Annotated in this window: 24 protein-coding genes; 10 read left to right on the forward strand and 14 right to left on the reverse strand. The window is 62.6% G+C overall.

The features are described from left to right. Window positions 1–34 precede the first annotated feature (34 nt). Window positions 35–907, reverse strand: a complete 873-nt coding sequence (gene pdxY / locus LUU92_RS28705) for a pyridoxal kinase PdxY (protein ID WP_071490850.1) — start codon at window positions 905–907, stop codon at window positions 35–37. Between the two features lie 117 nt (window positions 908–1,024). Here pdxY and LUU92_RS28710 point away from each other — a divergent pair, with 117 nt between their 5' ends. Beyond that, complete coding sequence (locus LUU92_RS28710; protein WP_058424321.1) at window positions 1,025–1,420, forward strand: DUF3301 domain-containing protein; 396 nt, start codon at window positions 1,025–1,027, stop codon at window positions 1,418–1,420. Here LUU92_RS28710 and LUU92_RS28715 read toward each other — a convergent pair. From LUU92_RS28715 to dksA, 4 genes are read right to left on the reverse strand one after another with little or no spacing between them, the layout of a single operon-like run. Continuing rightward, window positions 1,414–2,376: a CobW family GTP-binding protein gene (locus LUU92_RS28715; RefSeq protein WP_257102963.1), complete on the reverse strand. Its 963-nt coding sequence runs from the start codon at window positions 2,374–2,376 to the stop codon at window positions 1,414–1,416. The two genes, LUU92_RS28710 and LUU92_RS28715, sit on opposite strands and share 7 nt — an antisense overlap. A 44-nt stretch (window positions 2,377–2,420) precedes the next feature. Then, window positions 2,421–3,065, reverse strand: coding sequence for a DUF1826 domain-containing protein (locus LUU92_RS28720; RefSeq protein ID WP_071490852.1), 645 nt, complete (start codon window positions 3,063–3,065; stop codon window positions 2,421–2,423). After that, window positions 3,065–4,273, reverse strand: coding sequence for a zinc metallochaperone GTPase ZigA (gene zigA / locus LUU92_RS28725; protein WP_092241563.1), 1,209 nt, complete (start codon window positions 4,271–4,273; stop codon window positions 3,065–3,067). Before zigA ends, LUU92_RS28720 begins: the two co-directional genes overlap by 1 nt. A gap of 27 nt (window positions 4,274–4,300) precedes the next feature. Beyond that, window positions 4,301–4,705 carry an RNA polymerase-binding protein DksA gene (gene dksA, locus LUU92_RS28730; RefSeq protein WP_058424325.1) on the reverse strand — a complete coding sequence of 135 codons (405 nt, stop codon included), beginning with the start codon at window positions 4,703–4,705 and terminating at the stop codon, window positions 4,301–4,303. A 127-nt stretch (window positions 4,706–4,832) separates the two neighbouring features. On the opposite strand from dksA, the gene LUU92_RS28735 reads away from it, so the two are divergent. Beyond that, window positions 4,833–5,201, forward strand: a complete 369-nt coding sequence (locus LUU92_RS28735; RefSeq protein WP_093120259.1) for a glutamine synthetase — start codon at window positions 4,833–4,835, stop codon at window positions 5,199–5,201. Here the strand turns inward: LUU92_RS28735 and LUU92_RS28740 are convergent. Next, complete coding sequence (locus LUU92_RS28740; RefSeq protein WP_257102964.1) at window positions 5,198–6,400, reverse strand: N-acetylmuramoyl-L-alanine amidase; 1,203 nt, start codon at window positions 6,398–6,400, stop codon at window positions 5,198–5,200. The genes LUU92_RS28735 and LUU92_RS28740 overlap by 4 nt on opposite strands. A 129-nt stretch (window positions 6,401–6,529) precedes the next feature. Here LUU92_RS28740 and folE2 point away from each other — a divergent pair, with 129 nt between their 5' ends. From folE2 to LUU92_RS28775, 7 genes are read left to right on the forward strand one after another with little or no spacing between them, the layout of a single operon-like run. Further along, entirely contained in the window at window positions 6,530–7,426 is an 897-nt protein-coding gene (gene folE2, locus LUU92_RS28745) for a GTP cyclohydrolase FolE2 (protein ID WP_071490856.1), read from the forward strand. Beyond that, a complete protein-coding gene (locus LUU92_RS28750; RefSeq protein WP_071490857.1) occupies window positions 7,423–8,091 on the forward strand; it encodes a metal ABC transporter ATP-binding protein in 669 nt (222 codons plus the stop codon). Before folE2 ends, LUU92_RS28750 begins: the two co-directional genes overlap by 4 nt. After that, the gene (locus tag LUU92_RS28755) at window positions 8,091–8,957 is read left to right on the forward strand and encodes a metal ABC transporter permease (protein WP_071490858.1); all 867 of its coding nucleotides are present in this window, start codon (window positions 8,091–8,093) and stop codon (window positions 8,955–8,957) included. Before LUU92_RS28750 ends, LUU92_RS28755 begins: the two co-directional genes overlap by 1 nt. 11 nt (window positions 8,958–8,968) lie before the next feature. Then, on the forward strand, window positions 8,969–9,847 hold the full coding sequence (locus tag LUU92_RS28760) for a metal ABC transporter substrate-binding protein (protein WP_257102965.1): 879 nt from the start codon (window positions 8,969–8,971) through the stop codon (window positions 9,845–9,847). Then, window positions 9,844–10,257, forward strand: coding sequence for a phosphoribosyl-AMP cyclohydrolase (hisI, locus tag LUU92_RS28765; RefSeq protein WP_257102966.1), 414 nt, complete (start codon window positions 9,844–9,846; stop codon window positions 10,255–10,257). Before LUU92_RS28760 ends, hisI begins: the two co-directional genes overlap by 4 nt. Then, the gene (locus LUU92_RS28770; RefSeq protein WP_071490861.1) at window positions 10,254–10,814 is read left to right on the forward strand and encodes a gamma carbonic anhydrase family protein; all 561 of its coding nucleotides are present in this window, start codon (window positions 10,254–10,256) and stop codon (window positions 10,812–10,814) included. The genes hisI and LUU92_RS28770 overlap by 4 nt, the downstream gene beginning before the upstream one ends. Window positions 10,815–10,817: 3 nt before the next feature. Then, a complete protein-coding gene (locus LUU92_RS28775) occupies window positions 10,818–12,155 on the forward strand; it encodes a dihydroorotase (RefSeq protein ID WP_257102967.1) in 1,338 nt (445 codons plus the stop codon). Here the strand turns inward: LUU92_RS28775 and LUU92_RS28780 are convergent. Continuing rightward, window positions 12,152–12,673 carry a DUF3617 domain-containing protein gene (locus LUU92_RS28780; protein WP_071490863.1) on the reverse strand — a complete coding sequence of 174 codons (522 nt, stop codon included), beginning with the start codon at window positions 12,671–12,673 and terminating at the stop codon, window positions 12,152–12,154. The genes LUU92_RS28775 and LUU92_RS28780 overlap by 4 nt on opposite strands. 131 nt (window positions 12,674–12,804) lie before the next feature. On the opposite strand from LUU92_RS28780, the gene cls reads away from it, so the two are divergent. Continuing rightward, on the forward strand, window positions 12,805–14,244 hold the full coding sequence (cls, locus tag LUU92_RS28785) for a cardiolipin synthase (RefSeq protein WP_257102968.1): 1,440 nt from the start codon (window positions 12,805–12,807) through the stop codon (window positions 14,242–14,244). A 74-nt stretch (window positions 14,245–14,318) separates the two neighbouring features. Here cls and cfaB read toward each other — a convergent pair whose 3' ends face one another. The 7 genes from cfaB to hflC all read right to left on the reverse strand — a co-directional run bounded on the left by cfaB (window position 14,319) and on the right by hflC (window position 21,554). Beyond that, complete coding sequence (gene cfaB, locus LUU92_RS28790; RefSeq protein ID WP_071490865.1) at window positions 14,319–15,503, reverse strand: C17 cyclopropane fatty acid synthase CfaB; 1,185 nt, start codon at window positions 15,501–15,503, stop codon at window positions 14,319–14,321. 87 nt (window positions 15,504–15,590) lie between these two features. Next, a complete protein-coding gene (locus tag LUU92_RS28795) occupies window positions 15,591–16,379 on the reverse strand; it encodes an HvfC/BufC N-terminal domain-containing protein (protein ID WP_071490866.1) in 789 nt (262 codons plus the stop codon). Continuing rightward, window positions 16,370–17,215: an MNIO family bufferin maturase gene (gene bufB / locus LUU92_RS28800; RefSeq protein WP_071490867.1), complete on the reverse strand. Its 846-nt coding sequence runs from the start codon at window positions 17,213–17,215 to the stop codon at window positions 16,370–16,372. Before bufB ends, LUU92_RS28795 begins: the two co-directional genes overlap by 10 nt. Window positions 17,216–17,280: 65 nt before the next feature. After that, window positions 17,281–17,532, reverse strand: a complete 252-nt coding sequence (bufA2, locus tag LUU92_RS28805) for a BufA2 family periplasmic bufferin-type metallophore (protein ID WP_071490868.1) — start codon at window positions 17,530–17,532, stop codon at window positions 17,281–17,283. A gap of 118 nt (window positions 17,533–17,650) precedes the next feature. Then, complete coding sequence (locus LUU92_RS28810; RefSeq protein WP_257102969.1) at window positions 17,651–19,537, reverse strand: cation-translocating P-type ATPase; 1,887 nt, start codon at window positions 19,535–19,537, stop codon at window positions 17,651–17,653. Then, window positions 19,534–20,568 (reverse strand): protease modulator HflK, encoded by a 1,035-nt coding sequence (gene hflK, locus LUU92_RS28815; RefSeq protein ID WP_092241533.1) that lies wholly within the window; start codon window positions 20,566–20,568, stop codon window positions 19,534–19,536. The genes LUU92_RS28810 and hflK overlap by 4 nt, the downstream gene beginning before the upstream one ends. Continuing rightward, window positions 20,565–21,554: a protease modulator HflC gene (gene hflC / locus LUU92_RS28820; protein ID WP_071490871.1), complete on the reverse strand. Its 990-nt coding sequence runs from the start codon at window positions 21,552–21,554 to the stop codon at window positions 20,565–20,567. Before hflC ends, hflK begins: the two co-directional genes overlap by 4 nt. Window positions 21,555–21,565 lie beyond the last annotated feature (11 nt).

The following is a 21,565-nucleotide window of genomic DNA, read 5'->3' on the forward strand; positions in this document are numbered from 1 at the left end:
GGACGCTCTTTGCCTGACTCAATCAGGAATATTCCTACAATCCAATGGGAGTGGCTTCGAAACGCACGCGAGGATGGGCAATACGATCCTGGGCGCGCACTAGCTCCAACTCGTAACTGGCGCAGGCCTGGGTTTCTAACAACACTTCGTGGACCGCTGCAGCGGTGAATTCGAAGGCGGCCAGCAGGCTATCGCCCAACAGAACACGTGCCAGGAACAGCCCCGAGGTCAAATCGCCCACCCCGACCGGCTGACGTGGGAACGCCAGCAGCGGCCGTCGCAGGTGCCAACTGCCTTCGGGGGTCACCAGCAGCATCTCGAAACCGTCCGGCAACTTGCCCGGATAATCCAGGTGTTTGACCAATACGGCCTTCGGCCCACGCGCCAGCAACGCCTTGGCCATGGCCAGGCAATCGAACAGCGATTGCGGCTTGCGCCCGGCAAAGCTGTCCAGTTCCAGTTGGTTGGGGCACAGGAAGTCGGCCATGGCCGCGGCTTCGTCCAGCAGGAAATCGCTGACTTCCTGGGGAACGATGCAGCCTTTTTCCGGATGCCCCATCACCGGGTCGCACAGATACAGGGCCTTGGGGTTGATGGCCTTGATGCGCGCCACGCCAGTCAGGATCGCCCTGCCCTGATCGGCGCTGCCCAGGTAGCCGGACAGAATCGCATCGCAATTGCCCAGCTCGCCGATGGCGGCAATGCCTTCCACCAACGCGGGAATCTGCTGTGGCGCCAACACTTCTCCCGCCCATTGGCCATACTGGGTGTGGTTAGAGAACTGCACCGTGTTCAGCGGCCACACGTTCACCCCAACGCGCTGCATGGGGAACACGGCGGCGCTGTTTCCGGCGTGGCCAAAGACCACATGAGACTGGATCGCAAGCAGATGAGGTGTGCGTTTCATGCGGGAGATTTCCGTAAAACCAATGAAATTCTGGCCGCGCAGTATGCGACTAAACGCAGCCTGTACGACAGACCGGCGACACAGTTAAGCTGCCCTCACTTTGTTGGAGTTTTTCGCATGCTGACCCTGGGAAACATGTTCGTGTTGATGCTACTGGCGACCGGTGCCGCCTGGGTTTGGCACAACCATGGCCTGCGCGAGCGGGCGCTGGAGCGGGTCAAGCAGCATTGCGCCAAGCTCGACATCGAACTGCTGGACGGTGCGGTGGCACTCAAGCGCATCGGTTTTGTAAAGGATGCCAACGGTCGGCGGCGCCTGGCGCGCATCTACAACTTCGAGTTCACCGTGACCGGCGAAACCCGCCATCCGGGGACCATCACCCAGTTCGGTGCCCACAGCGCACAGATCGAACTGGCGCCCTACCCGTTCGAGATCAAGACGCCGTTGCCCAGTGCCGAGGTGATCGAGCTGAGCCAGTGGCGCCAGGACCACGCGTCCAAGAACCGTCACTGACGGCTGGCGGCCAGCGCACGCTGTAACACGTCCACGTCCTGTGGCTCGCTGAAGATCAATTCGATACGCGAATCGCGCCGCCATTCGCTGGGTTGCCAGGTGAACGGGCCGTTATCCACAGCATTGGCGGACACCCAGCCTTCGGCACTGTGGATAACCAGTTTGACGCGGCGCCAATCAAGGCTTGCAAGCCAGTTATGCAGCCGCTGGGTGTCGAACTGCTGGCTGGGGTGCCAGCGCCAGCCAATGCTCCAGCCGCCCTCTTGAGCCTGGCTCAGGCAAATGGGCTGGTCAGGATCGGTCCAGATGGCCGGCATTTGCGCCAGGCCTTTGGGTACGGCGAAGTTGTCCACAGCCGCAGCAGCCCGCGCGTCAAGGCCAGGTAAATGCGCCAGCGGCAAATACGCCTGACGGGTCCAGTAAAGCGGGCAGTCGGGTAACTGCCGCTCGATCACCTCGCGCTGCGCTGCATCCAGCGCTTCATCCTTGTTCAATACCAGCAAACCGGCATTCGCCAATGCCTCATGTTGTGCTTGGGGCAAGGGCTTGCCCGCCGCCAACGCTTGCGCATCCAGCACCATCACGCACGGCTGGACGGCCAGCACGTTCTGCCACGGCGCTTCGCGCAACTGCCCGAGCAACTGCGCCGGATGACCCAGGCCCGAGGGCTCGATAAACAGCCGATCAGGCTTGGCCTTACGCAACAAGCGACCCAGGCCGACCTGGAACGGGGCACCATTCACACAACACAGGCAGCCTCCGGCGACTTCGCCGAGGGCAATGCCGTCGTCATCCTGAGTGAGCAAGGCGGCATCCAGGCCGATCTGCCCGAACTCGTTGATCAGCACGGCCCAGCGCTCGTTGGCCGGGCGCTGGGCAAGCAGGTGCTGGATGAGGCTGGTCTTGCCGGCGCCCAGGGGCCCGGCAATCACGTGGGTAGGAATGTTCTGCAACATGAGGGGCATCGTTCGGACCGTGTAGAGCGTCTGATCCTACGCGGTTATGCGAGCCAATCCAGTGTCAGGATCAAGCGGCGCTCGTCGGCCCTCAGTGCGGGTGAACGGTGAATCAGGCCATGGCCTTCATTGCCATGCCATTTGGTGCCCTTGAGCAAGGCGACTTCGCCGCAGTGGATCTGCTCGATACGCTCGGTGGGTTCGGCATCCGGCTGGCTGAGCTTGCGACGGTCCATCACGCCTTCACGCAACCACTGGCTGCCAACCCCGGCGTAGGTGGTGATCAGGCGCACCGGCACGTGGTCGACGTGAAAACGCGGGCACATGGCTTTATCCAACAGACGCAGGCGCACGCCGATACGCTTGGCACCAAGCAGACAGGCGAACGCGCTGACCAGCCACGACACATCGGCGATGAAGCCTTCGTAGCCCTCAAGATCACGACAACTCGACGCCAAACCCTGCAAGTTTGGCTCGGCGTCGTCGTTGTTGAGCTCGATGACCATGGAGTCGGCCAACGGCTCGTTGAGCGCCACCAGCAAGGCGCCGAACTCGGCGATGTGCAGCGGCAGCTGGCGCTGCCACAGCGCCAGGTTGACGCCGTCTTCGAGGATGTCGGACAGCGCCAGCGGGGTGTCACCGCAGGTCTGGCGAATCACGGGACGCAGGGGAATCACCGGGGCCAGCATCAGGCGGCTGCCTCCTCATACCAGGGGCCAAAAGGGTCAGCCAGCAGGCGCCAGCCTTCGACGCCCAGGGCCATTTCTTCATCGGTGAGCAAGCACGCATCCAACTCGGCGCGCATGCGGGTGAAGTCGATGTTCTGGCCGATAAACACCAGCTCCTGGCGGCAGTCGCCAGTGCTCAGTTGCCAGTTGCCCATGATCGCCGCGATGCTCTCTTCATCCTGGGGCCATTGGCTTTTGGGCACAAAACGCCACCAGCGGCCGGCAAACCCATGACGCATCAGGCCACCGGCCTGGGACCAACTGCCCGCATCCTGGTGTTTGCTGGCCAGCCAGAAAAAACCCTTGGAACGCAGCAGTTTGCCGTTGACCCACGGGCGGTCGATAAAGTCGAAAAAGCGCTGCGGATGAAACGGGCGGCGAGCTCGATAAGCGGTGGAGGCAATGCCGTACTCTTCGGTTTCTGGCACATGTTCACCGCGCAATTCCTGCAGCCAGCCCGGCGCCTGGGCGGCGCGCTCGAAGTCGAAACGGCCGGTGTTGAGGATCTTGTTCAGCGGCACCTCCCCCATGACCATCGGGATGATTTCCGCCTGGGCGTTGAGGCGTTCGAGGATTGCCATCAACTCTTCACGTTCGCGACTGCTGATCAGGTCGATCTTGCTGATGAGGATCACGTCAGCGAATTCGATCTGCTCGATCAACAGGTCGGTGATGGAGCGCTCGTCTTCTTCACCGAGGGTTTCACCGCGCGAGGCCAGGCTTTCGGCGGCCTGGTAGTCGAGCAGGAAGTTCATGCCATCGACCACGGTGACCATGGTGTCCAGGCGGGCGATATCGGCCAGGCTTTGCTCGTTTTCATCACGAAAGGTGAAGGTCTCGGCCACCGGCAAGGGCTCGGAGATGCCGGTGGATTCGATCAGCAGGTAATCGAAGCGACCTTCCTTGGCGAGTTTTCCGACTTCTTCCAGCAAGTCCTCGCGCAAGGTGCAGCAGATGCAGCCGTTGCTCATCTCCACCAGTTTTTCTTCGGCGCGGTTGAGGGTGACGTCGCGCTGGACTTCGCTGCCATCGATATTGATTTCGCTCATATCGTTGACGATCACCGCCACCCGCAGATTTTCGCGGTTGCGCAGGACGTAGTTGAGCAGCGTGCTTTTACCGGCGCCGAGAAAGCCGGACAACACAGTAACGGGGAGGCGATTGGGCATCAGGTATTCCTCATCAGGGTTGGCCGGTCAAATCGCCCGTTTATGGCGTTCGCGCAGCTCTTCACGTTCTTTGGCTTCGATACACAGGGTGGCGGTAGGACGCAGCAACAAGCGCTGCAGGCCGATGGGCTCGCCGGTCTCGCGGCACCAGCCGTACTCGCCGCGTGCCAGCAATTCGAGGGCGTCGTCGATCTTGTCCAACAGCTTCTTTTCCCGCTCCAGCAGGCGCAGTTGCCATTGGCGCTGTTCTTCGGCGCTGCCCACATCGGCAGGGTCGCTGTTGGTTTCCTGCTCGCGCAGCAGCAGGAATTCGGCGTCGATACGCGCTTGCAGCTCATTGCGTTGCGCCAGCAGCAACTCACGGAAGAAGCCTTGCTGGGCTTCATTCATATAGTCGGCGGGCGGTTGGGCCAGCAGGTCTTGTTCGGTCATGGAGAGCGGTTCACGGGTCAGGCTGTGCTTTAATGTTATAGTATAACAATACAAATAAGCCAATCCCCTCTTGCTCACCACGACGAAGGGCGCAATGCTTGAACACTTCCCTGCCACGAGAAACCTGATGAAATACCTGGTGTGCGCCCTGTTTTTGGCTGCGGCCGGACCTGCCTGCGCCCAGGCCCCCAACCTGTTGGCCCACTGCACGCGCAGCGCCAACCTGCTGGCTTGTGTCGACCCGTTGGGCAATGCCTACAGCGTGGCGACGGTCGGCAGTACCACGTATCTGCGCGGGTACGAGGTGATCGGCAAGCGCTACTGGGCACAGACCAACAGCCGCTACGGGCAGCTGACCTTTTTTACCGGGTTGGCGTCGGACGGTGAGGCGTGGGTCGGCTACACGCGGCGCGTAGGCTGGACCACCCTCAACCGGTTTTCCAGTTCGGGTGGTGCCAGCGCAAAATTCACCTGCAGCCGTATAACGGGTTGCTAGACCTGGGCGCTCTTCTGTTCCTGCACCCACGCCATGTAGCTGTTCATCGGTGGGTTCTTCTGGAAATACTTTTTCAAGCCTTCGAACAACCCATCGGCAACCGCTTGTTGATGCCGCGCGGTAACCAGCCGCGCACTGTCACGCGCATTGGAGATAAACCCGGTTTCCACCAGGATCGACGGCACGTCGGGTGACTTGAGCACCGCGAATCCCGCCTGTTCCACGCGTTTCTGATGCAGGCTGGTGATGCCTTCCAGGCTGCCCAGGATCGAGTGGCCCAGTTGCAGGCTGGAGGCGATGGTAGCGTTCATCGACATGTCCAGGATTACCCCGGCCAGCATCGGGTCCTTGTCCTTCAGATTCAGCAGGCTGGTGGCGCCGAGCAAGTCGGCACCGTTTTCCCGTTGCGCCATGAACCGCGCCGTGGCGGACGTCGCGCCGCCTTCGGACAGGGCATACACCGACGCGCCCGAGGCGGTGATGCGTGGTGCCGCGTCCGCGTGCACGGAGATGAACATGTCGGCATTGTGCTTGTGGGCAATCTCCACCCGTTTGCGCAGCGGTACGAAGAAATCGTCGTTGCGCACCAACTTCACGTCAAAACCTTTCTCGCGCTTCAAGCGTTTGGCCAACAGTTGCGCAATGGACAGCACCACGTCTTTTTCGCGCTGGCCCTTGGAGCCGACTGCACCCGGGTCCTTGCCGCCGTGGCCGGGATCCACCACCACGATGATGTCGCGCTTGGGGTGGGCCTTGTTCACGCGCGGCGCAGGTTCAGCGGCCATCTGGCGAGGCACCTGGGTGGCGCTGGTCAGGTCCAGTACCAGGCGATGACCCTGGCCGTCCTGAGGCGGCAATAGAAAGCTGTTGAGCTGCATCGGTGCGACCAGGTCCAGCACGATGCGCGTATCGCCTTTACCAAAATGCCCCGAGCGAATCGAGGTGATGCCGCTGTTCTTCAACGCCAACTGAGAGAAATCACCGCTGAGCCCGGCACCGCTCAAATCAATGATCAGGCGCTCCGGCGCGCTCAGGGTGAAGGTCTTGTATTGCACCGGGCCGCTGAGGTCGAACACCAACCGCAGCTTGTCGTCCGAGCGCCACAGGCGAGCATTGCGAATCTGTGTGGCATGGGCGGCAAACGGCAAAGTGAACAGCGGACTGGCCAGAAGCAGGTTAAGAAGCTGACGTCTGTACATGAAAAAACACCGCGAATGAAGGAGCGTCCTTACTCGACATGACTGAAAAAAGGTTGGAGCAGAATATTCATCGTTGATCTAATTGTTATACTATAACATGTCTAATTATCACTAACGATGGACCTGCTCATGAATGCGCTGACTCTGCCGGATATCGCCGCGCAGGCTTCACGCCAAGCTTTGCCACTCGACTGGGTAGGCATGTGCGGCATCGCCCTGCCGATCCTCATCGACGGCGAGCGTCTTGCCGCTACTGCCGATGCCGGCGTAAGCCTGGATGATGGCGCCGCCCGTGGCATTCATATGTCACGCCTGTACCTGGCGCTGGAGATGCTCGACCAGCAGCCGCTTACACCTGCACGTCTGCGTAATGTACTGCAGCGTTTTCTCGACAGTCATGAAGGTTTATCTAATAACGCCTACCTGCGTATCCATACCGATCTGCTGCTCAAGCGCTCGGCGCTGGTCAGCCCGTTGGCCGGCTGGAAAGGCTACCCGGTGAGCATCCAGGCGCGCCTGGAAAACCAGATGTTCCACGTGGAACTAAAAATTGACGTTACCTATTCCTCAACCTGCCCGTGCTCCGCCGCCCTCGCCAGGCAATTGATTCAGCAGCAATTTCTTGAAGACTTCGGCAACACCCCGCTGCAGCATGAAGACGTGTTGACCTGGCTCGGCAGCGCCAATGGCATCGTCGCCACACCTCACAGCCAGCGCAGCAGCGCGCAGTTGCTGATCGAGCTGGACGGCGACCAACCCAGCCTGCCCATCACCGAACTGATCGATAACGTCGAAGCCGCCCTCGGCACCGCCGTACAAACCGCTGTAAAACGCGCGGACGAACAAGCCTTCGCCCTGGCCAATGGGCAGAACCTGATGTTCTGCGAAGACGCCGCCCGCCGCCTGAACCTCGCCTTGAAACGCTCGGATGCGGTCAACGCCTTCCACCTGAAAGTGATCCACGCCGAAAGCCTGCACGCGCACGATGCCGTGGCGGAAAGCCGCTGGACGAGAAACCCTGCATGATCACCTGCACCGCCTTACGCTGGGGCGCCCCGGGCCAACCACTGACGCCCGCCCTCGACCTCACTCTGGAAAAAGGCAGCCTCACCGGCATCATCGGCGCCAATGGCACCGGCAAAAGCAGTCTGCTCAAGGTCATCGCCGGCCTGCAAAAGCCCTTGGCGGGCAAAGTCACGGTGGCGGTTCCACGCCGTGGCGGTCTGTCGTTTCTGCCGCAGCAACAGCACTTGGACCGCCAGTTCCCCATCAGCCTGCAAGAGCTGGTCGCCGCCGGCTTCTGGGGCACCCAGCTCTCCCCGCAACAACGCAGCCAGCGCCTTGAAGCCGTGCTGGAAGACTGGTGCCTCAGCGGCCTGGAACATCGCCCGCTGATGGCTCTCTCCGGCGGCGAGCTGCAACGCGCCCTGCTCGCCCGCATGAGCCTGGCCGAAGCGCCGGTGCTGCTGCTCGATGAACCCCACGCCGCCCTCGATGAAGAAGGCCAGGCGCTGTGCTGGAAACACATCCACGCCTGGCACGATCAAGGCCGTACGCTGATCGTGGTCTGCCATGACCTTGCCTCCGTGCGCCATCACACCCAGCACGTGGTGCAGATCAAGAATACCGGCTGCCTGTTCGGCCCCAGCAAAGAGCTGATCCGCCCACAGCCCCAAATGCAGGTGGCCTGATGCACTTCGCCGCCCACCTGTGGATGCCCTTCCTCGACTTCGTGTTCATGCGTCGTGCGTTGATCGGCGGACTGGTACTTGCCTGCAGCACTGCACCGCTGGGTGTGTTCCTGATCCTGCGACGCATGAGCCTGATCGGTGACGCCGTGGCCCACGGCATCCTGCCCGGCGCCGCACTCGGTTTCTGGTTTGCCGGCCTCAGCCTGCCGGCCCTGACCATCGGCGGCCTCGGCGCCGGCTTGAGCATGGCCGGCCTGTCCGCGTGGATCACCCGTCGCACCGGCCTGCGTGAAGACGCCAGCCTCGCCGCCATCTACCCCATCTCCCTCGCCGCCGGCGTGTTGATCCTCGGCATCGCCGGCAAGCGCCTGGACTTGCTGCATCTGCTGTTCGGCTCGGCCCTGGCGGTGGATGAAACCACCCTCACCGGCATGCTCTGGGTCTCCGGGTTCAGCCTGATCGCCATGGCGGTGATCTACAGACCGTTGCTGCTGGACACTCTCGATCCGCTGTTCCTGCAAACCGTCAGCCGCCTCGGCCCACTGGCCCACGGGTTGTTCCTGACCCTGGTGGTGCTGAACCTGGTGATCGGTTTCCAGGCCATCGGCGCCTTGATGGTGGTGGGCTTGATGATGTTGCCGGCCATCGCTTCACGTTTCTGGAGCCGGCGCCTGCCGGTGTTGATCGCGGTATCGGCGGTGCTGGGAAGCCTGTCGGTGTGGCTGGGTTTGTTGTTGTCGTTCTACTACTCGTTGCCCAGCGGCCCGGCCATCGTGCTGGTGGCGGGTGCCGGGTATCTGCTGTCCGTGGTCTTCGGTCCGGTGCACGGCTTGCTGCGCCGCCCGCCCTCCCTTACATCCCAATGAGGTGTTTCCCGATGCGCGCTTTACTCGTGCTGTTCAGTCTGCTGCTGCCGTTGTCGATGGCCCAGGCCGCCGCCAAACTCCAGGTGGTGACCAGTTTCAGTATTCTCGATGACATCACCCACCAGATCGGCGGCGATCACATCCAGATCAGCAACATGGTCGGCCCTGACGCCGACGCCCATACCTACGAACCAACGCCGGACGACGCGAAGGCGCTGCTCAAGGCCAAGCTGATCATCAAGAACGGCCTGGGCTTCGAGCCGTGGCTGGACCGGCTGGTGGCCAGCACTGAAACCAAGGCGACCGTGGTCACCGCCAGCAAAGGCGTGATTTCCCACACCATGGAAGAGGACGGCGAAACGATCCCCGACCCCCACGCCTGGCACAACCTGGCCAACGCCGAAATCTACGTGAACAACATCACCAAGGCGCTGGTCGCCGCCGACCCGGCGAACAAGGCTGACTACCTGCGCAACAGCCAGGCCTACCTGAAAGAAATCTACCGCCTTCTGGCCGAAGCCAAGGCCAAGTTTGGTGCGCTGCCAGCAGGCAACCGCCGCATCGTCACCTCCCATGACGCCTTCGGCTACCTGGGCCAGGCCTACGGCATTGAGTTCCTTGCGCCCCAGGGTCTGTCCACCGAACGTGAACCGTCCGCCGCCGAGGTCGCCGCGCTGATCACCCAGATCCGCAAAGACAAGGTCAAAGCGGTGTTCATGGAAAACATCAAGGACTCGCGCCTGCTCAAGCAGATCGCAGACGAAAGTGGCGCGCAGATCGGCGGCACGCTGTACTCCGACGCCCTCGCCGCGCAAGGTCCGGCCAGCACCTTTACCGGGCTGTTCGAATACAACCTCAACACCTTGTGCGCGGCCCTGGGCAAGCCATGACCCTGAGCATGCTCGATCTGGAAGGGGCTGCCGTGGGCAGCCGCTTTCCACTTGGACAGGTGCTCGACGCCCTGCCCTGGAACAGCGACGGCCTGATCGCCGCCATCGCCCAGCAACACGGCAGCGGTGAAGTGTTGATGCTGGCCTGGATGAACCGCCCGGCCCTAAACGAAACCCTGGCCACCGGGCAAGCCTGCTACTGGTCACGCTCGCGTCGGCAGCTATGGCGTAAAGGCGAAAGCTCCGGCCATTGGCAACAACTGGTCGAGGCGCGCCTGGATTGCGACGGCGACGCGGTGTTGCTGATCGTCGACCAGCAGGGCCCGGCCTGCCACACCGGTCGACCGACCTGCTTCTACAACGCTATCGATGGCGACTACGTTCACATCATCACGGAGCCCTCAGCATGATCCGCAAGAACCCATCCGGCGATCTTCCCGTCATTGCCGAATCAGCCTACGTCGACAAGACCGCAATCATCTGCGGCAAGGTCATCATCGGCGAGAACGTCTTCGTCGGCCCTTACGCGGTGATCCGCGCCGATGAAGTCGACGCCAGTGGGGACATGGACCCGATCACCATCGGCGCCAACTCCAACATCCAGGACGGCGTGGTTATCCACTCCAAATCCGGCGCGGCGGTGACCATCGGCGAGTTCACTTCCATCGCCCACCGCTCCATCGTCCACGGCCCCTGCAGCGTCGGCGACCGTGTGTTCATCGGCTTCAACAGTGTGCTGTTCAACTGCGCCGTGGGTGATGGCTGCGTGGTGCGTCACAACTCGGTGGTCGACGGTCGCGATTTGCCCGCCGCCTTCTACGTGCCCTCCACCACCCGCATCGGGCCTGCCACCGACCTGTCGCAATTCCCGCCGGTCAGCGTGAGCGCCTCGGAGTTTTCCGAAGACGTGGCGCGTACCAACGTCGATCTGGTGCGTGGCTACAAAGCCCTGCAAAACGAGTTCTGAGCCATGAGCCGCGTGCTGATTCGCAATGCCCGTCTGGTGAATGAAGGCCAGGAGTTCGACGCCGATGTACTGGTCGCCAATGGCCGTATCGAGAAGATCGCCGCCAGCCTTGACGGCTATAACGAACCGGTGGAAATCGACGCCCAAGGCCAGTGGCTGCTGCCGGGCATGATCGATGACCAGGTGCACTTTCGCGAACCCGGCGCGCCGGACAAAGGCAGCTTCTACAGCGAATCCCGCGCCGCGGTGGCCGGCGGCATCACCAGCTTCATGGACATGCCCAACACCAACCCGGCCACCTTGAACCTGCAAGCGCTGGCCGACAAGAAACGCCGTGCCGCCCTGCACTCGGTGGCCAACTACGGCTTTCACTTTGGTGTCAGCAACGAAAATCTCGACACCGTCGCCGCCCTCGACCCGCGTGAAGTCGCCGGGGTGAAAGTATTCATGGGAGCTTCCACCGGCAATATGCTGGTGGATGACCCGCGGATCCTGGAGCGCCTGTTCGCCGAAGTGCCAACCATCCTGCTGGCCCATTGCGAACACACGCCGAGTATCCAGGCCAACGAACAACGTCTGCGCGAGCGCTTCGGCGACAATATTCCCGCCGTCGCGCATCCACTGATCCGCGATGCCGAGGCGTGCTATCGCTCCTCATCTTTTGCCGTGGAGTTGGCCAGGCGCCATGGCACGCGCCTGCATGTGCTGCACCTGACCAGCGCCCGCGAACTGGCGCTGTTCGACGACAAGCCCCTGGCCGAAAAACGCATCACCGCCGAAGTCTGCCTGCACCACCTGCTGTTCGACGACCGCGACTATCACCGCCTCGGCCACCAGATCAAATGCAATCCGGCGATCAAGAGTCGTGCCGACCGCGACGCCTTGCGCCAGGCCTTGCTGAGTGATCGATTGGACGTGATTGGCAGCGACCATGCGCCGCACACCTGGGGGCAAAAACAATTGGGTTACCGAGAGGCGCCGTCCGGACTGCCGCTGGTGCAACACGCGCTGCCGGCGCTGTTGGAACTGGTGGCTGACGGGCATCTGCCGCTGACCACGCTGGTGGCGAAGACCAGTCATCGCGTGGCCGACCTGTTCGCCATCCCGGATCGGGGTTACCTACGCGAAGGCTATTGGGCCGACCTGGTGCTGATCAAACCCGAGCCCCACGGCAAGCCGGTGAGCAGCGAGCCGATCCTGGCCCGCTGCGGTTGGACCCCCTTCGCCGAGCGCAGCTTTCGTCATAGCGTCAGCACCACGCTGGTCTCCGGCCACTTGGCCTGGCACAACGGTCAGGTAGTCGACAGTTGCCAGGGCCTGCCATTGCATTTCCTGCGTTAAGCGCGAGGCTTGACCGTACCGCAATCGTTGCCCAGCCACTGGGCGTGACTGTCGAGGCTGCCCTTTTGCTGGATACCGGTGGCATTGAAGGTGCCGTTGACGGTAGTGGTGAATTCCTTCTGACTCTGGAAGGTCGCCACGCCCGTGCCCTGGGCTTTCGGGCAACTGAAGCGGAATTTCCACTGGTTGCCGGTCTTGTCCGTCACTTGCTGTTTGCAGCCCGATTGCGGGTCGGTCAACGGGATAGAATCAGAGGCGACCTGCGCCGGTGTCAGGCACACCTGCACGCCTTTGCCGGCCATGGTGATGCCTTGTTTTTCCAGCATGGCGCGCTGTTCGGGGGTCATTTGTTGCTTGAGTTGACCAAGGATCAGCGACAGGTCCGGCAGGTCCTGGTTATCGACTTTCATATTGCTGGTGGTCAATTCCCACAAGCCCGGCGCCAGCATCTGCGCCTGTGCGGCCACCGGCAGCGACAACCCCATAACCATGGCTAAAGACAGCAGACGTGCATTCATCGGGTAACTCCTGGTTGATGTTGGGCGTTAGACGCCGCCAGGGCGCTAGTGTTGCACGGCAAATAAAATAGCGACATTCGTAAGCAGACATGGTCTGTTAGGCACTTGGATTGCCTGGAGTACCGTCGTCCATGGATTTCTTTGGCCCGCACCTGCTCGCCTACTTCATCGCCACGCTGCACTTTCTCGGGACTCTCGCCGCGATCCACGCGGTGCTGACCGTCAGAACCGCCCAAGGCTCGATCGCCTGGGCCTTGTCGCTGATGTTCATGCCCTACCTCACGTTGGTCCCCTACCTGATCTTCGGCCGCAGCACGTTCGACGCCTACATCCAGGCCCGCCGCCAGGCCAACCAGGAAATGCACACCGCGATCACCGCGCTGAACTGGCGCCCCTGGGTCGAGGAAGCCCTCGCGGCGCGCAACTCCAGCGCGTACACCTCTTTGCGCGCCATGCCCAAGCTGGGCCGCATGCCGTGCCTGGCCAACAATGAAGTGCGCTTGTTGATCAATGGCGAGGCCACGTTCAGCGCAATCTTCGAGGCCATTCGCAACGCCAGGACGGCGGTGCTGTTCCAGTTCTTCATCATTCATGACGACGAGCTTGGCCGCCAATTGCACGCGCTGTTGAAGGAAAAAGCGGCTGAAGGCATAGACATCCACGTGCTCTATGACCGCATCGGCAGCCACGCCCTGCCCCACCGATATGTGCAATCGCTGCGGGACGCCGGGGTGAAAGTCAAAGCGTTCGCCACCCGCGGCGGCTGGCTCAATCGCTTCCAGGTCAATTTCCGCAACCACCGCAAGATCGTGGTGGTGGATGGCATCACCGGGTTTGTCGGCGGGCATAACGTCGGCGATGAATACCTGGGCAAGAAACCACCGCTGGCGCCGTGGCGCGATACCCATGTGCAGGTAACCGGCCCGGTGGTGGCGTGTTTGCAAGAGTCGTTTGCCGAAGACTGGTTCTGGGCTGCACGCGAGCTGCCGCCGCTGATCCTGCCGGACGCCTACCCGGAAGACGGCGTGCTCTGCCAATTGCTCGCCAGCGGTCCCGCCGACCCGTATGAAACCTGCTCATTGTTTTTTGTCGAGGCCATTCATGCGGCGACCGAACGCGTATGGATCACCAGCCCGTACTTCATCCCCGACGAAGCGGTGTTCGCCGCCCTGCGCCTGGCAGTGCTGCGCGGGGTCGATGTACGCCTGTTGCTGCCCTCACGGCCCGACCATCGCATCGTTTACGCGGCATCGAGCCTTTACGCGATCGAAGCCGTGCGCGCCGGTGTACGGGTGTTCCGCTACACGCCGGGCTTCCTGCATCAGAAAGTCGTACTGGTGGACAGCGAAATCAGCGCCATCGGCAGTGCGAACATGGACAACCGCTCGTTCCGGCTGAATTTCGAAGTGATGTTGCTGACGGTCGACGAAGCCTTCGCCCGGGAAGTGGAGCTGATGCTGCTGGACGACTTTGCCCTGGCCCATGAGGTCAGCCAGCAAGAGAGCCGCGAGACGCGCCGCCTGCAACAACTGGGCATGCGAGTCGCGCGGCTTATTTCACCGATTCTTTAACACACTGCGGTGAACCCTGTGGGAGGGGCTTGCCCCCTCCCACACTTGGACCTTCATTTTTCGCAGAAACGGGGTTAGCGGTAGATATCTTCCCGCGTCCACGGCAGGTCATGGCTGCCATCGGCATGGGGTTTCACCGCCAGGATCTGGTGCAGGTTGATCCAGCCCCGGGCAAACGCATAGGCGCAACCGGCCAGGTACAGGCGCCAGATGCGTAGCGCCTGCTCCGGCACCATCTTCGCCGCCGCCTCCAGGTTGTCTTCCAGGCGCTCGCTCCAATGGTCCAGGGTACGCGCGTAGTGCAGGCGCAGGCTCTCGACGTCGACCACTTCCAGCCCGACTTCACTGATCTCGGCGGTCATCATCGCCAGGTGCGGCAGCTCACCGTTGGGGAACACATAACGCTCGATGAACTCCCCGGCGCCACGACCGACCGGGCGGCCATCGGTGTGCTTGGCGGTAATGCCGTGGTTCATCACCAGGCCGCCTTCGCGCACGGCGCCGAACAGGGTCTTGCAGTACTGCGCCAGGTTGGCGTGGCCGACGTGTTCGAACATGCCCACGCTCACCACTTTGTCAAAACGGCCGTCTTGCGGCAGGTCGCGGTAGTCGAGCAATTGCAGGTCCACCTGGTCTTCGAGGCCCTCGGCCTTCACCCGTTCCCGGGCCAGAGCCAACTGCTCCTTGCTCAGGGTGATACCAAACACCTTGACCCCGAACTCCCGCGCAGCAAACCGCGCCAACCCACCCCAACCACAACCTACGTCGAGCAAATACTCGCCCGGCTGCAGCCGCAGCTTGCGGCACAGATGGCGGAATTTGTCTTGTTGCGCCTGGTCGATGGATTCGCTGCCGGTTTCGAAATAACCGCAGGAGTACGCCATGTCCTGGTCCAGCCACAGCTGGTAGAACTCGTTGGACAGGTCGTAATGGTAGGAAATAGCCGCTGCGTCAGTGGCCTTGTCGTGGATCGAGCGCACCGGACGACTCCCCTCGTCGTCTTCGATCAGGGCGTGACTCAATTCGTCACAAACCCGGATGACCTCGGAGATGGAGCCTTCCAGCTCCAATTTACCCTCGACGAAGGCTTCGCCCAGTGAATCGAGCGTGGGATGGGTCAGTTTGTTAACGACCGTGGGGTCCTTCACCACGATGGTCACACTGGGCTCGGGGCCCAAGTTGAATTCATGGCCATCCCAGAGTCGAAGACGCAGCGGTAGCTGAAGATTCTGTAAGGCCGGTGGAAGTTGCGCGAGCATGAGTAGTCCCCCCTTGTTTCAGACGTCTGCTGTGAGGGTAGACCATCCGAAGACAAAGTAGGAGGCTATCGATTTGATAGCGGTCCTCTATGGGGCTCGGCGCTCGAGCAAACCATCCTGGACCCACTGTTTCAGCCACGTCACGGCTTGCAGTGGAGCACCCTCTGCATAAGTGACTGCCAGTTCCGCGCACAGTTCTGAAAAACGCCAGCCGGTGGTCACCATGCCTGCCAGGGCGCAGATTTCTGCAGGTTCCAGGCTGCGGTAGTGGCACACATTCTGGTGCCGCCATACCAGACAGATCTGCACCGGATCCAGGGCCTGGCTATGGGGGAAGTCTGACTCATCCTTGCTGGCTCGCCAGATCGCCACGGTATTGAAGCGGCAGAAGACCTGTTGCACGGAGGGCGCCAGCGTCACCTGCAGGCCCGGCCAGTCTTCAGGCGCCAGGCTTGCCATGTCGTGAAGGGTCAGCGGTTCGCCCTGCGGCGCATCGAATGCCAGGGTAAACGCCCACTCCAACCGCGCCAGCTCCGCCAGCGGCACACCTTGCTCCGCTACCAGATGCTCAAGGATAAACGTCGGGAAACGCTCGCCCAGCCAGCGCAGGCTGTAATGGGCCGAGGGGTAGCGGCGCACATAGGCTTCGGTCAGCGCGGCAAACTCGTCATCCCCCAGCCAATAGAGAATGGCGCTGAAGTCATGCCGCAAGACGTCCTGCAACCGCGAGATATAGGCGTTGTGATAAATCGCCAGGCCCGTGTCCACATCCAGCGTCGGCCCGCCCAGCAGGGTCGCGGCGAAGCCACTGTTGGCTACAGGTGTTTCGGATAACAGGTGCTGTTCGAAGGCCAGCTGCCAATCGGTCAGGCGCATAACGATCTCCTGGCCAACGCCATGGCGCCCAGTTCACGGGCCTTGCTGAGCTCGGTAAGCAACTCTTCGAAGGGTGGGAAATGGTCGTCCCGCTCCAGTAGGGTCGACACCGGCCCCAGGTGCTCCAGCGTCTGTTGATAGAGGTCCCACACCGGGTCACACACCGGATGGTCATGGGTATCGACCACGTAGTCGCCGTAGTCCATGTGCCCGGCCAGGTGCAGCTGGCGGATGCTCTGCGGCGGCAGGTTGCGGATAAACGTCCAGGCATCGAAGCCATGATTGCGCGAGCTGACGTACACATTGTTGACGTCCAGCAACAACTGGCACCCCGACAGGTGGGCCAGGGCGTTGAGGAATTCCCACTCGGTGAACTCATCGGCCTTGGAACGCACGTAACTGGAGACGTTTTCCAGCACCAGCGGGCGCTCCAACACGTCCTGCACTTGGCGCACGCGGGCGGCCACGTGGTAGAGGCTTTCTTCGGTGTAAGGCAACGGCAGCAGGTCGTGCAACTGGTGGGCGCTGCCGCGGCTCCAGCACAGATGATCGGACACCCACGCCGGCTGGATACGCTCGGCGAGCTGTCTGATCTGCTTAAGATAGTCGGTGTCGAGGGCATGGGGCCCGCCGATGGACAGGGACACCCCATGCATCACCAGCGGATAACGCTCGGCTATCGCGTCCAGGTAGTACAAGGCTTTACCGCCCTGGACCAGGTAATTCTCGGAGATCACTTCGAACCAATCCACAGCCGGCGATTGTTCAAGGATCTGTTCGTAGTATTCGTTGCGTAAACCCAGGCCGTAACCCAGGAAGGGAAGAGACATGGCCATTGCGGACTCCTGGAAAAGTGTCCGCAGCGGCTTGAAGGCTCGCTGCGGTTGCACTCGGCTTGCGATTACTCGCCGACCTTACCGCCGGCAGCGTCGCAGGCGGCCTTGGTCATGGCCTTGAAACCGTGACCTTTGCAGACAGCCTGGCCTTTACAGGCGTTTTCAGCGGTCTTGCAATCGTTCATGCCTTTGCAGGACGTGACGCCGTAGCAATGAACAGTAGCGTCGGCGGCCTGTGCCTGGGTAGCGACACCGGCGAACATGGTGGCGGCAGCGATAGCCAGGGCAGCACCGGAAACGGCATTTTTGATGTTCATTTTTTGTATTCCTCAACGATCAGTAGGGGTGTCGGGCTGAACGGATTGTTCAGTCTCGACACACCACTAGAGTGAGGTCCCTCATCCGCGTTACAGGGGTGCGCAAAAATTTCTGAAATTATTCTTCAAGCTTCAAAAGGGGCTCCTGGAAGCGCAGCAAGCGCCCGGCATTACCCAGGACCAGCAAGGTGCTGAGGTTATGCAACACCGCAGCAATCATCGCCCCGGCAGCGCCCAACCAGCCAAACGCGGCGAATATAACGATCGCCAAGGTCCAGCCCAGACCGATAATCACGTTGACCTGCAACGTCTGCCGGCACTGGCGGCTCAAGCGCACGCACGTCCCCAGGCGCCGCAGGTCGCTGCCGATCAACACCACATCCGCCGATGCCAGGGCGATATCCGCCCCGCCCGCGCCCATGGCCACGCCGACCACACCGGCCTTGAGCGCCAGCGAATCATTGATGCCATCCCCCACTACCATCGGCCGGAAACCGCTGCCGATTTCACCCAGCACGCGGTTGAGCTTGTCTTCCGGCAGGGCCTGGGCTTCGACGTCACTGATGCCCACATCCAGCGCGAGGCTGTCGGCGACGCTCTGGCGGTCGCCGGTGAGCAACAGTTGACGACCGAGGCCAAGGTCGCGCAGCTCTTGCAGGGCCTGGCGGGCCTCCGGCTTGACGCTATCGGCCAGCAACAGCCAGGCCAGAAACTGACCGTCCAACGCCAGCCCGGCGATGGGCCCATCGTGGTTCGGCACCGGCGTGGTCGCGATGCCCAACTGCTCGAACAATTCCGGGCGGCCCAGAGCCGCTTCGCCCTGATCGGTCTGCGCCACCACGCCGAGGCCCTGGCGTTCGCGGATGTCCGTCAACGCCAGCATCTGTTCCTGCGTCGCCAACCCCGCCAACGCCCGGCTGACCGGGTGGCTGCTGGCCGAACCCAGGCTCGCCGCCAGGTTCAACAACACCTGCCGGTCCGGCGCCGTGGTGTCGATGGCGTGCAGACGCAGAGTGCCATAGGTCAGGGTGCCGGTCTTGTCGACCACCAGGGAGGTCAGGTCCGCCAGTTCTTCGAGGAACGCCGAGCTGCGAATCAGAATCCCATGCCGTGCCGCCACGGCGATCCCGGCAATCGCCGTGGCCGGCGCCGACAGCACCAACGCACACGGACACGCCGCCACCAGCACGGCAAGCATCGCCTGGGCATCATTGGTCACAAACCAGGTCACCGCCGCCAGCAGCAGCACCAACACCATATAGCTGCCGGCGTACCGCTCCAGCAACCGCGTGATCGGCGGCTTGGAACGCTCGGCGTTCTGCATCAGTGCGATGACTTTGCCCAGGGTGGACTCGTTACCGGTGCGGGTCACCTGCAGGCGCAGCAACCCATCGAGGTTGATCGCCCCGCCAAACACCTGCACACCCACGCTGGCTTCCAACGGCACCGACTCACCGGTAATCGGCGCCGTGTCCAGGCTCGCCTGGCCTGACAGCACCACGCCATCCGCCGGCACTCGGTCGCCAGCACGCACCTCGACGATGTCACCGGTATTCAGCGTGCCATTGTCTACTTCCCGGATGCTGCCATCGGCCTGCACCAAACGCGCATGGCTGCGGGTCAGCTTGCCCAGGGCATGGATCGCCTCCTGGGAGCCGATCACGCTGCGCTCTTCCAGCACATGACCAAAAATCATGATGATCGGCAGCAACGCGGCGGTCAGCAGGTCACCCGTGGCCCAGGCGCCGAGCATGGCCAGGGCGATCAGTTGGTCGGTGATGCCATGCAGGCTGGGGAATCGCAGGCTGTACCACGCCGAACGCATCACCGGCACTGCCACCAACAGCGATGCGACACCCAGCAGCAACTGGCTCACACCGCTCTGGTCCGGCGCCAGCCAGCGCCACACCAGGCCCAGCACCAGCAACCCCAGGGCCAACATGGCCAGGGTCAATTGCCGGGCAGCGCTGCGCTGTTCTGCAGAGGTCAGCATGGGTGCGCTCATTGTTCGGCTCCCTGGATGATCAAGCGGGCGTCGTCTTTCGGATCGACCGTGGTCACGGAACCAGCCTGGCCGAGAATCTTCGGCAGGCGCTCGCGGTACAGGCGCAGCAGCAAGCCCGGGTCTTTCACCTGGGCCAGGCTGGCGACGGTGGCGGTTTGCGCCTGGGCATTGGCCAGGCGTTCACTGGCCTGGGCATGGGCGACTTGCACCAGGCGGTCGGCCTGCTGGGTCGCGGTCTGGGTGAGTTTCTCGGCGTCGGTGCGCGCATTGGCCACCGCCTTGTCGGCCTGCTGGCTGGCGGTGAGTACCGCATTGAAGGCATTCACCGCCGGGCCCGGCAGGCTCGACTGCACGTCGACGCGAGTCACTTCAATGCCCAACCCCAAGCCTGTGGACGCTAGCTCCACGAGGCGCTTGTTGATGCCTTGCACCAGGTCGCCGCGCAGCCGTTCGCGACGTTCGGCGGCGCCGTTGTCGGTGCCGATCAGTTCGGGGCGAGCCACCAGGATCGTGTCCAGGTCACGTGCGGCGGCCAGGGCCACGGCGCTGCGGGTCACCAGTCGATCCAGGGCCGGCAGCACATGCTCACCCTGCAACACAAAGGCGTAAGGCTCGGTGACTTTGTAGAACACCCGCACATCCAGTTGCACCACGCCGGCATCGCCGGTCAGCAGGTACCCGGAGCCGGCCAGTGCGTCACTCAGCGGCGTGGCGAAACTGGCTACGCGGTCGGCCTGGGTCGCCGCATCGGAGCGCAACAGGTTCTCCACCCGACGCTCGATCACCCGGTCAGCCGCCGGCAACAGCACCACCTGCTCGAACGGCTGCGGCCACGCCAGCAACAGCCCGGCATTCTGGATGCGATCGAGGGCGCCGAAGTGCAGCACCACGGCGCGGTTCTGCGGGTCGATCTGGCGCACATTGGAAAACGCCCAGGCCAGTGCCGCCAGCACCGTCACTGCGTACAGCGCCAGGAACGTCAGGCGCCCGGCCTGGATCCATGGGCTGTCCGGGCTCTCACGCTCGGTCATGGCTGGATGTCCTTCGGCCCGTCTACCAAGGCACGGAACGGCGCAGCGTCGGTGCGCAGGATGATCTTGGTGCCCGGCGTGACCACGGTGCCCAGGGTATCCAGCGAGCGCAGCAGGTTATACAGCTGTGGATTGCCGGCGTAGGCACGGCCGTAGATCTGCGCGGCTTCGACCCGGGATTGCGCTTCGATATCGGCGGCTTTCACCGTGGCATCGGCCTGCATGATGCGCGCATCACGCTCGGCGGCAGAGCGGATCTGCGCCGCCTCGCGCTTGCCCACGGCGGTGCGTTCGGTGGCGATGGTTTCACGCTCGGCACGCATGCGGTCGACGGTGGCCGTCAGGGTGACCGACGGCAGCGTCAGCCGTTCGATACCGACCTGTACCACACGCACCCCGTAAGTATTGAGCAATTGTTGATCAATCTGCTGGCGCAGTTGTGCTTCGAAATCAGCGATGCGCACCTGGCTGGCGTCGGTGTTGATCAGGCTCGACAGGTCGAAGCTGGCCGCCGTGGTTTCCAGCGCCGAGCCGACGAAGGTGCGGATCTGCCGCGCCGCTTCATCAGGCTGGTTCTGCACCGCACGCATGAAGCGCTGCACATTGTCCGCATCGCCCTGTACCTGCCACGCCACGTAGGCCTGCACGATGATGCGCAGGCCATCGCGGGTGCCCACATCCTGCAGACCGCTGGAGGTGGTGCGCAGGCGCAAATCCACCGGGATCGCCGCTTCGAACGGAGCCGGCCAACGCCAGCCCAGGCCGGGCTCCAGCAGCACCCGCGCCGGGTTGCCGAACCGGGTAATCACCGTGGCCTCGCCGGACCGCACCTGCACCAGGCTGGCGGCTGCAACTGCAAACAGCACCAGCAACGCCGCCCAGGCCATGCGCCGCCAGGGGAATGGGCCGGCAGCGTGCTCGTCACCGTGATGATGATGGTGGTGATGGCCATGATGATGACCGTGATCGTGGGAATGAGCGCTCAACGGACCGACTC

Source organism: Pseudomonas extremorientalis (genome assembly GCF_024584605.1).
Taxonomy (GTDB): domain Bacteria; phylum Pseudomonadota; class Gammaproteobacteria; order Pseudomonadales; family Pseudomonadaceae; genus Aquipseudomonas; species Aquipseudomonas extremorientalis.

Bases quoted from the DNA above. Each gene is read 5' to 3' on its own strand.
- hisI (WP_257102966.1), top strand. From the start codon at position 9,844: ATGACCCTGAGCATGCTCGATCTGGAAGGGGCTGCCGTGGGCAGCCGC.
- LUU92_RS28755 (WP_071490858.1), top strand. From the start codon at position 8,091: ATGCACTTCGCCGCCCACCTGTGGATGCCCTTCCTCGACTTCGTGTTC.
- LUU92_RS28720 (WP_071490852.1), bottom strand. From the start codon at position 3,065: ATGCTGGCCCCGGTGATTCCCCTGCGTCCCGTGATTCGCCAGACCTGC.
- LUU92_RS28715 (WP_257102963.1), bottom strand. From the start codon at position 2,376: ATGTTGCAGAACATTCCTACCCACGTGATTGCCGGGCCCCTGGGCGCC.
- LUU92_RS28775 (WP_257102967.1), top strand. From the start codon at position 10,818: ATGAGCCGCGTGCTGATTCGCAATGCCCGTCTGGTGAATGAAGGCCAG.
- dksA (WP_058424325.1), bottom strand. From the start codon at position 4,705: ATGACCGAACAAGACCTGCTGGCCCAACCGCCCGCCGACTATATGAAT.
- LUU92_RS28780 (WP_071490863.1), bottom strand. From the start codon at position 12,673: ATGAATGCACGTCTGCTGTCTTTAGCCATGGTTATGGGGTTGTCGCTG.
- LUU92_RS28735 (WP_093120259.1), top strand. From the start codon at position 4,833: ATGAAATACCTGGTGTGCGCCCTGTTTTTGGCTGCGGCCGGACCTGCC.
- bufB (WP_071490867.1), bottom strand. From the start codon at position 17,215: ATGGCCATGTCTCTTCCCTTCCTGGGTTACGGCCTGGGTTTACGCAAC.
- bufA2 (WP_071490868.1), bottom strand. From the start codon at position 17,532: ATGAACATCAAAAATGCCGTTTCCGGTGCTGCCCTGGCTATCGCTGCC.
- cls (WP_257102968.1), top strand. From the start codon at position 12,805: ATGGATTTCTTTGGCCCGCACCTGCTCGCCTACTTCATCGCCACGCTG.
- LUU92_RS28770 (WP_071490861.1), top strand. From the start codon at position 10,254: ATGATCCGCAAGAACCCATCCGGCGATCTTCCCGTCATTGCCGAATCA.
- hflK (WP_092241533.1), bottom strand. From the start codon at position 20,568: ATGACCGAGCGTGAGAGCCCGGACAGCCCATGGATCCAGGCCGGGCGC.
- LUU92_RS28795 (WP_071490866.1), bottom strand. From the start codon at position 16,379: ATGCGCCTGACCGATTGGCAGCTGGCCTTCGAACAGCACCTGTTATCC.
- zigA (WP_092241563.1), bottom strand. From the start codon at position 4,273: ATGCCCAATCGCCTCCCCGTTACTGTGTTGTCCGGCTTTCTCGGCGCC.
- cfaB (WP_071490865.1), bottom strand. From the start codon at position 15,503: ATGCTCGCGCAACTTCCACCGGCCTTACAGAATCTTCAGCTACCGCTG.
- LUU92_RS28710 (WP_058424321.1), top strand. From the start codon at position 1,025: ATGCTGACCCTGGGAAACATGTTCGTGTTGATGCTACTGGCGACCGGT.
- LUU92_RS28810 (WP_257102969.1), bottom strand. From the start codon at position 19,537: ATGAGCGCACCCATGCTGACCTCTGCAGAACAGCGCAGCGCTGCCCGG.
- pdxY (WP_071490850.1), bottom strand. From the start codon at position 907: ATGAAACGCACACCTCATCTGCTTGCGATCCAGTCTCATGTGGTCTTT.
- LUU92_RS28760 (WP_257102965.1), top strand. From the start codon at position 8,969: ATGCGCGCTTTACTCGTGCTGTTCAGTCTGCTGCTGCCGTTGTCGATG.
- LUU92_RS28740 (WP_257102964.1), bottom strand. From the start codon at position 6,400: ATGTACAGACGTCAGCTTCTTAACCTGCTTCTGGCCAGTCCGCTGTTC.
- folE2 (WP_071490856.1), top strand. From the start codon at position 6,530: ATGAATGCGCTGACTCTGCCGGATATCGCCGCGCAGGCTTCACGCCAA.
- LUU92_RS28750 (WP_071490857.1), top strand. From the start codon at position 7,423: ATGATCACCTGCACCGCCTTACGCTGGGGCGCCCCGGGCCAACCACTG.